Raw genomic sequence first — 7,193 nt, 5'->3', positions numbered from 1 at the left:
AGGCGGAGGGCGTCGACGTCGTCGCCGTTCTTGGCGGCGTCGAGGAGTTGTTTGCGGTAGACGAACCCGACCGCGCCGGAGGCTCCCATGACGGCGATCTGCGCGGTCGGCCAGGCGAGGTTGACGTCGGCTCCCATGTGTTTCGAGCCCATCACGTCGTAGGCGCCGCCGTAGGCTTTGCGGGTGATGACGGTGATTTTCCCGACGGTCGCTTCACCGTAGGCGTAGAGCAGTTTCGCGCCGCGGCGGATGATGCCGTTGTATTCCTGGCCGGTGCCGGGCAGGAACCCGGGCACGTCGACGAGGGTGATGATCGGGACGTTGAAGCAGTCGCAGGTCCGCACGAACCGGGCTGCTTTCTCGGAGGCATCGATATCCAAGGTGCCTGCGAACTGGGTGGGTTGGTTGGCCACGATCCCCACCGAGCGGCCGTCGATGCGCCCGAATCCGACGATGATGTTCGCCGCGCGGCCTTGTTGGACTTCGAGGAATTCGTCGTCGTCGAGGATGCGGGTGATGACTTCGTGCATGTCGTAGGGGGTGTTCGGGGAGTCGGGGATCAGGGTGTCGAGTTCGAGGTCCTCGGCGGTGAGGTTGTCGGCGATCGATCCTTCGATCGGGTCCGAGGGCTGTGTGCGGGGGGCGTCGGCGCGGTTGTTGGAGGGTAGGTAGGACAGGAGGTCGCGGACGTAGTCGAGGGCGTCGTGTTCGCCGGAGGCGACGTAGTGGGCGACACCGGATTTTTCCATGTGGGTGTGTGCGCCACCGAGTTCTTCCATGGTGACGTTTTCGCCGGTGACGGTTTTGATGACGTCGGGTCCGGTGACGAACATCTGGCTGGTGCCATCGACCATGACCACGAAGTCGGTCAGGGCCGGGGAGTAGACGTGCCCGCCGGCGTTGGGGCCCATGATCAGTGAGATCTGTGGGATCACTCCGGAGGCGCGGACGTTGCGGTGGAAGATTTCTCCGTACAGTCCGAGGGAGACGACGCCTTCTTGGATGCGGGCTCCGGCTCCTTCGTTGATGCCGACCAGTGGGCGGCCGGTTTTGACGGCCAGGTCCATGACCTTGACGATTTTCTCGCCGTAGATTTCGCCGAGCGAGCCGCCGAAGACGGTGGCGTCCTGGGAGAACACGCATACATCGCGGCCGTCGACGGTGCCGTAGCCGGTGACGACACCGTCGCCGAGGGGCCGGTTCTCACCCAATCCGAAGTTCTGGGACCGGTGCCGCGCCAACGCGTCGAGTTCGACGAACGAGCCGTCGTCGAGCAGGGCGGTGATCCGCTCGCGGGCGGTCAACTTGCCTTTCGCGTGGACCTTGTCCACTGCCGCTTCACCCGACGGAATTTCCGCATCCGCGAGACGTTTACGAAGATCGGCCAACTTACCCGCAGTGGTATGGATATCGGGTGTTTCGGCCGACCCATGTGCAGTGGAATCCTGGACGCTGGTCATGGGGCAACACTGTAACTGCGAGTGTGATCTGCGACCCGACCGAGGGTGGTTCGCCAAGGGCATCGGCTCGGTGTCGAGCCCATATGCTGTGTCGCATGTGGACAAATCTCGATCGCCCGCCGCTCGACGTCCGTGCCCTTCGTCGGGCTCTGGTGGACGGACCGCAGGCATCGTGGTCCAGGGTGGATGTGGTCGCCGAAACCGGTTCGACCAATGCCGACCTCGTCGCCGGGGTAGCGAACTTCGCGGACCGGACAGCTCTGATCGCCGAGCACCAGGACAGCGGACGCGGCCGGCACTCGAGATCGTTCTCCGGCGCGCCTCGATCGCAGATTCTGCTGTCGATGCTGCTCAAGTTCCCGGGTATCGATCCAGCCGTACTGGGATGGCTGCCGCTGATGACCGGGATCGCGCTGGTCGACACGTTGCGGACGGTCGCCGAGGTCGATGCGCGACTGAAATGGCCCAACGACGTCCTCATCGGAGGCAAGAAGGTCTCGGGCATTTTGGCCGAGGTCGCCGCCCACGGGCCGTCGCCGACCGTCGTCATCGGGCTCGGGGTGAACGTGTCGATGACGGCCGAAGAATTGCCGGTCGCGACGGCGACATCGCTGGCTCTGGAGAACGCTGCGGTTCTCGATCGCGACACGTTGGTGCGGGCGATTCTGCGCGGGGTGGCCGCAGAGGTGGACTCCTGGCGTGACTCGAACTGGGGGATCGATGCGCTGGCCCATCGGTACCGGGAACGGTGCGGCACCATCGGGCAACGCGTTCGCGTCGATCTGCCCGGCGGCGAGGAGAAGTTCGGAACGGCGGTAGACGTCGACGAACACGGCAGAATCGTCATCGAGATGGAGAACGTCGATTCCGGCCGGCCGGCGGTGCTGGCGGTCGCGGCCGGTGATGTCACGCATCTTCGACCCGTCTCGTGAGACCATCTCGAGCAGGAGCGGAGCATGCGGAGTGACCGTTTTGGCAGGAGCGGAGCCTGCGGAGTGACCATCTCGAGCAAGAGCGGAGCCTGCGGAGTGACCGTTTCTGGACCGATGCCGTAGCGAGTAGTCAGGAGTGCACGTGGGTTACCCACAGGACGCGTTGGCCGACGAAGAAGAGCTGCTGCTGCATCATCACCCGCACTGGAAGATGTTGATACTTCCGTCGATCACGTTCGTACTCGTCACGGGCATCGCTGGTGTTGCACTCGGGTTTGCGAGTGCGCGGCTCGAATCGACGGCGGCGAACGTGGCCATGATCGTCGTAGCGGTGGTGTGGGCGGCGGTAGTGGTATGGCGGTGTCTGGTCCCGTTGATCAGCTGGAAGTGCACGCATTTCATCGTCACCGACAGGCGAGTACTGATTCGTCAGGGCGTGCTCACCCATTCCGGCATCGACATTCCGATGAGCCGAATCAGCAACGTGCAGTTTCGGCACGGCCTGCTCGACCGGATGTTGGGCACGGGAACACTCATCATTGCCTCGGCTTCGGACGATCCACTCGAATTCGACGACATTCCGCACGTGCAGCGCGTTCATTCGCTGCTCTACCAGCAAGTTTTCGACTCGATGGAGTACCGCCGCCAGTCCATCCACGGCGACGAGTCGGCCTTCGAGCCGTCGCTCGACGACTCACCCGCCGAGTCCAAGCCCGGCTGGCGCGCTGGAAAACGCAGGTAACACAGGCTGTTCTCACCTTCGAACCGTAGGGTGACCGATGTGACCGATGTGCTGCTTGCAGAAGACGACGAAGCTATCGCTGCGCCCTTGTCGCGCGCTCTCGGGCGTGAGGGATACACGGTGACGGTCGAACAGACCGGACCGGCCACTCTGCAACGCGCCCTGGACGGGAAATTCGATCTGCTGATCCTCGACCTCGGACTGCCCGGAATGGATGGGCTCGAGGTGTGTCGGCAGGTTCGCGCCAACCGATCCGAAGTGGCAGTGCTCATGCTCACCGCGCGAACCGATGAGGTCGACTTCGTGGTCGGCCTCGACGCAGGAGCCGACGACTACGTCGGTAAGCCCTTCCGCCTTGCCGAGCTCATGGCTCGCGTCCGTGCTCTGCTACGCCGTCGCGGTGCCGGGGAAGATACGCCGATCGAGGTCGGTGCCATTCGCCTCGAACCGGCCGCCCGCCGCGTACTCGTCGGCGGCACCGAGATCTCTCTCGCCAACAAGGAGTACGAGCTGCTGAAGGTCTTGCTCGATCATGCGGGCCAGGTCGTCTCTCGCGAGGTGATCCTTCGGGAAGTCTGGGGCGATGCGGAGCTGCGCGGGTCGAAGACACTCGACATGCACATGTCCTGGTTGCGCCGCAAGATCGGGGACGAGGGACCCGTGGCCGAACGTCGAATCGCGACGGTTCGCGGCGTCGGTTTCCGCATCAACAGCGACTAGTCGTCCATGCGGCGTCGAATTCTGGTCTCGATTCTGGCTGTCGTCATCATGACAGCGCTGTTGCTCGGCTTACCCCTGATGTATACCGCGTGGTTGTGGGTCGAGGACTTCACCCGCAACGACTTGCAAGCACGCCTCGACCGGATGGCAGCGGAGATCATTTCGCAGGAGGGTTCGGCGGGTCTGGTCGAAGGCCAGCTCGACATCGGCTCGCTCCGGCTGGCGATTCCGCAGGGAGGCCGTCTGGTGGTGATCTACCCGACTCCCGAAGATGCCGCCTCGCGGGCAGACATCGGCGAGGCGTTCGTCGACAGGCCGCTCGTGGAATCTCTCTCGATGGGTACCTCGGGTTCGCTGCGCCTCGACGTGCCCTCCGACGAAATGCGTTCCCTCCAGCGCCAGGCGCTCGGAGCGGTGACTCTCGTGGTTCTCGCATCCGCGATGGCGGGCACCGTCGTCGCGGTTCTGACGGCCAAGCGCCTCGCAGATCCGCTGCAGGACGTGGCCCGGCGCGCCGCTCGACTGGCCGAGGGTGACTTTCGGCCGGACGCGCGACGCCACGGCATCGCCGAGCTCGACCGGGTCTCGGAGGTTCTCGACTCGGCTACCGTCGAGATCGCCGGCCGGCTGCAACGCGAACACACGTTGGTTGCCGACGTCTCGCACCAGCTTCGAAGCCGCTTGACGGCGGTCCGCCTGCGTCTGGACGAGATATCAACACATCCGGATCCAGCGGTGGTGGACGAGGCGAACGAGGCGATGGACCAAGTCGATCGGTTGACCCTTGCCATCGACGAACTCGTTCGGTCCTCCCGCAGCGACGGCGCGGCCGACGCCCACGAGGTCTCGGTCGTCGAGGAACTCACCGGCACCGTCGTCGAGTGGCGGCGAAATTTCGAGGATGCGGGTCGCAGCCTGGTACTCAAGGGCGACGCGGACCTCAAAGCGTCGGTGACGGGGTCGCGGCTGAGAGAAGCGGTGTCGGTGTTGGTCGACAATTCGCTGGTGCATGGCGGGGGAGGCTGCACCGTGGCGGTGCGAGCGACTTCTGCCGTCGAGAGCACCGATCGACGGCGTGAGCGACTGGTCTGTGTGGAGGTATCCGACGAGGGGCCGGGAGTGAGCAACGAGCTCGCACCGCACATCTTCGATCGGGGATTCTCCGGCGCCGGCTCCACCGGAGTGGGACTCGCTCTTGCGCGGGCCCTGATCGAGGCGGACGGCGGTCGTCTGGAACTGCAGCGTCGCCGTCCTGCACTGTTCTCGGTATTTCTACCGGCCCGCCGTGAGTCGTTGCCTGCCGCGTCCCGCCGCGAGCCGCGCTGACGGTTCAGGGCTGGTCGAGTGCGTCGGTCGCATCCTCGGTCCGCTCGGCGTCCACTTCGAGGATCGTGCGCGCGTTGTCCTCGGGAAACGCGAAGCGCCGCAGTGCCCAGAATCGGAACGCCATCTGCAGAAGATTTCCGATGATGTAGTTGAGCACGAAGTCGATGATGACCACCATCGTCAACGATTCACTCGTGTCGCGAATGTCGAAAATGTTGTTCGCGATCCACAGGGGACCGGCGGCAATGAGCACGCCGACGCCGCTGATGGCGAAGAAAAGAAGCGCCTCGTGGTGCCGTTCGCGTCCGCCGCGGTGCTTGAATGCCCACTCGCGATTGAGGAAGTAGCTCAGCAGGGTCGCGAGGACGCCCGAGATGATCTTGGCGATCACCGGCTTCTGCTCGAGCACCGTCAGGCTCAGGGAGTAGAAGATGACGAGGTCGAAGACCATCGTCGTGCCACCGACGATGGCGAACTTGATCAGCTCGCCGTGCCGAATCGCAAGGTCCCTGATGGGCTTGGGTAAGCGTCGAAGCACGCTTTCTATCGTCGGCACAACGGTGAAGTCTACGAAACGCACCGTCGATCCGACGAACCGACGCTCGGATCATCAGGGTTTCCACAGGTCCCTGCAGGGTCGGCGGTCTCGCGTGCGACTGCCGGTTCGGACCGAATGTGCACGGCGTGACACCATAGTGAGCCGTGACAGGTACCGAACCGCGCCCCAACGCTGCGCGCCCGTCGTCGACCGGAATGCCCGTGGTGACGATGATCGGCGGCGGTCAGCTCGCTCGAATGACCCATCAGTCCGCCATAGAGCTCGGCCAAACGCTCCGGGTCCTGGCTGCAGGCGCGGACGAGCCGGCAGCTCAGGTCAGCCCCGACGTCGTCCTCGGTCACCACGACGACCTCGATGCGCTGCGCACCGCCGCAACCGGGTCCAACGCGGTCACCTTCGACCACGAACAGGTGCCGACCGAGCATCTTGACACTCTCGTCGCCGAGGGTGTCAACGTGCAACCGCCGCCGAGCGCATTGATCTTCGCGCAGGACAAACTGCGGATGCGCCGCAAACTCGCAGAACTGGGTGCCCCCGGACCCGCCTACGCGGCGGTCTCGTGGGCGCAGGATGCCATTGCGTTCGGAGACGAGCACGGGTGGCCGGTGGTCCTCAAGGCAGTCCGGGGCGGGTACGACGGCCGCGGAGTCTGGATGCCGGCCGACGCCGAGGAAGCCGAACAGATCGTCACCGCTCAGCTCGACCTGGGTGTACCACTCATGGTGGAGGAAAAGGTCGCCATGCGACGTGAGTTGTCGGCGATGGTCGCACGATCGCCCTTCGGTCAAGGTGCCGCGTGGCCCATCGTGCAGACAGTGCAGCGCAACGGTCAATGCGCAGTGGTCCTCGCCCCCGCCCCCGATCTCGACGAGGATGTCGCAACCTACGCGGGCCGGCTGGCCCTCGACATTGCAGGCGCGCTGGGCGTGGTGGGCGATCTGGCGGTCGAGTTGTTCGAGACCACCTCGGGCAAGCTGCTCGTGAACGAGCTCGCCATGCGACCGCACAACTCGGGACACTGGACGATGGACGGGTGCCGCACCTCGCAGTTCGAGCAACATCTGCGCGCGGTGCTGGACTACCCGCTCGGTGACACCGATCCGCTCGCTCCGCTGACAGTGATGGCCAACATTCTCGGCGCGCCCGAGGCACCCGAGATGACGATGGACGAGCGGCTGCATCACCTCTTCGCTCGGATGCCCGACGCGAAAGTGCACCTGTACGGCAAGGGCGAGCGTAAAGACCGCAAGATCGGCCACGTGAACATCCTGGGCTCGCCGACCGGTTCCCTCACCGATCCGGCCTACGTGGCCTCGGTGCGCGAGCGGGCCGAACGCGCAGCGCACTGGATGTCGCACGCCGAATGGACCGACGGATGGGATCCGCACAATGACTGAACACCCCGCCACTGATTCCGGCCCCGCCACCCAGGGCGTTCCGCAGGCTCCACTCCT

The 7,193-nt window shown here is 64.8% G+C and carries 7 protein-coding genes; 5 read left to right on the top strand and 2 right to left on the bottom strand.

Annotated elements, in window-relative coordinates:
* Positions 1 to 1,460 (bottom strand): acyl-CoA carboxylase subunit beta (locus RHODMAR_RS19395; protein ID WP_008717841.1); only part of this gene is annotated, 1,460 nt, incomplete at its 3' end.
* A 95-nt stretch (positions 1,461 to 1,555) separates the two neighbouring features.
* Between RHODMAR_RS19395 and RHODMAR_RS19390 the strand changes: the two genes are divergently transcribed.
* From RHODMAR_RS19390 to RHODMAR_RS19375, 4 genes are all read left to right on the top strand, one after another.
* Positions 1,556 to 2,392: a biotin--[acetyl-CoA-carboxylase] ligase gene (locus RHODMAR_RS19390; protein WP_042939911.1), complete on the top strand. Its 837-nt coding sequence runs from the start codon at positions 1,556 to 1,558 to the stop codon at positions 2,390 to 2,392.
* Between the two features lie 142 nt (positions 2,393 to 2,534).
* Complete coding sequence (locus RHODMAR_RS19385) at positions 2,535 to 3,134, top strand: PH domain-containing protein (protein ID WP_042939913.1); 600 nt, start codon at positions 2,535 to 2,537, stop codon at positions 3,132 to 3,134.
* A 39-nt stretch (positions 3,135 to 3,173) separates the two neighbouring features.
* On the top strand, positions 3,174 to 3,854 hold the full coding sequence (locus RHODMAR_RS19380; protein ID WP_042939912.1) for a response regulator transcription factor: 681 nt from the start codon (positions 3,174 to 3,176) through the stop codon (positions 3,852 to 3,854).
* 6 nt (positions 3,855 to 3,860) lie between these two features.
* Entirely contained in the window at positions 3,861 to 5,180 is a 1,320-nt protein-coding gene (locus RHODMAR_RS19375) for a sensor histidine kinase (protein WP_008717833.1), read from the top strand.
* A 4-nt stretch (positions 5,181 to 5,184) separates the two neighbouring features.
* Here the strand turns inward: RHODMAR_RS19375 and RHODMAR_RS19370 are convergent, their stop codons facing one another.
* On the bottom strand, positions 5,185 to 5,736 hold the full coding sequence (locus RHODMAR_RS19370) for a GtrA family protein (RefSeq protein ID WP_051048193.1): 552 nt from the start codon (positions 5,734 to 5,736) through the stop codon (positions 5,185 to 5,187).
* Between the two features lie 146 nt (positions 5,737 to 5,882).
* On the opposite strand from RHODMAR_RS19370, the gene RHODMAR_RS19365 reads away from it, so the two are divergent.
* On the top strand, positions 5,883 to 7,136 hold the full coding sequence (locus tag RHODMAR_RS19365; RefSeq protein WP_008717829.1) for a 5-(carboxyamino)imidazole ribonucleotide synthase: 1,254 nt from the start codon (positions 5,883 to 5,885) through the stop codon (positions 7,134 to 7,136).
* Positions 7,137 to 7,193 lie beyond the last annotated feature (57 nt).

It is taken from the genome of Rhodococcus sp. AW25M09, assembly GCF_000333955.1.
Lineage (GTDB): Bacteria > Actinomycetota > Actinomycetes > Mycobacteriales > Mycobacteriaceae > Rhodococcoides.
The sequence above is the reverse complement of the archived record's forward strand: the minus strand, read 5'-3'. Positions and strand labels throughout refer to the sequence as shown.

Bases quoted from the DNA above. Each gene is read 5' to 3' on its own strand.
- RHODMAR_RS19390 (WP_042939911.1), top strand. From the start codon at position 1,556: ATGTGGACAAATCTCGATCGCCCGCCGCTCGACGTCCGTGCCCTTCGT.
- RHODMAR_RS19375 (WP_008717833.1), top strand. From the start codon at position 3,861: ATGCGGCGTCGAATTCTGGTCTCGATTCTGGCTGTCGTCATCATGACA.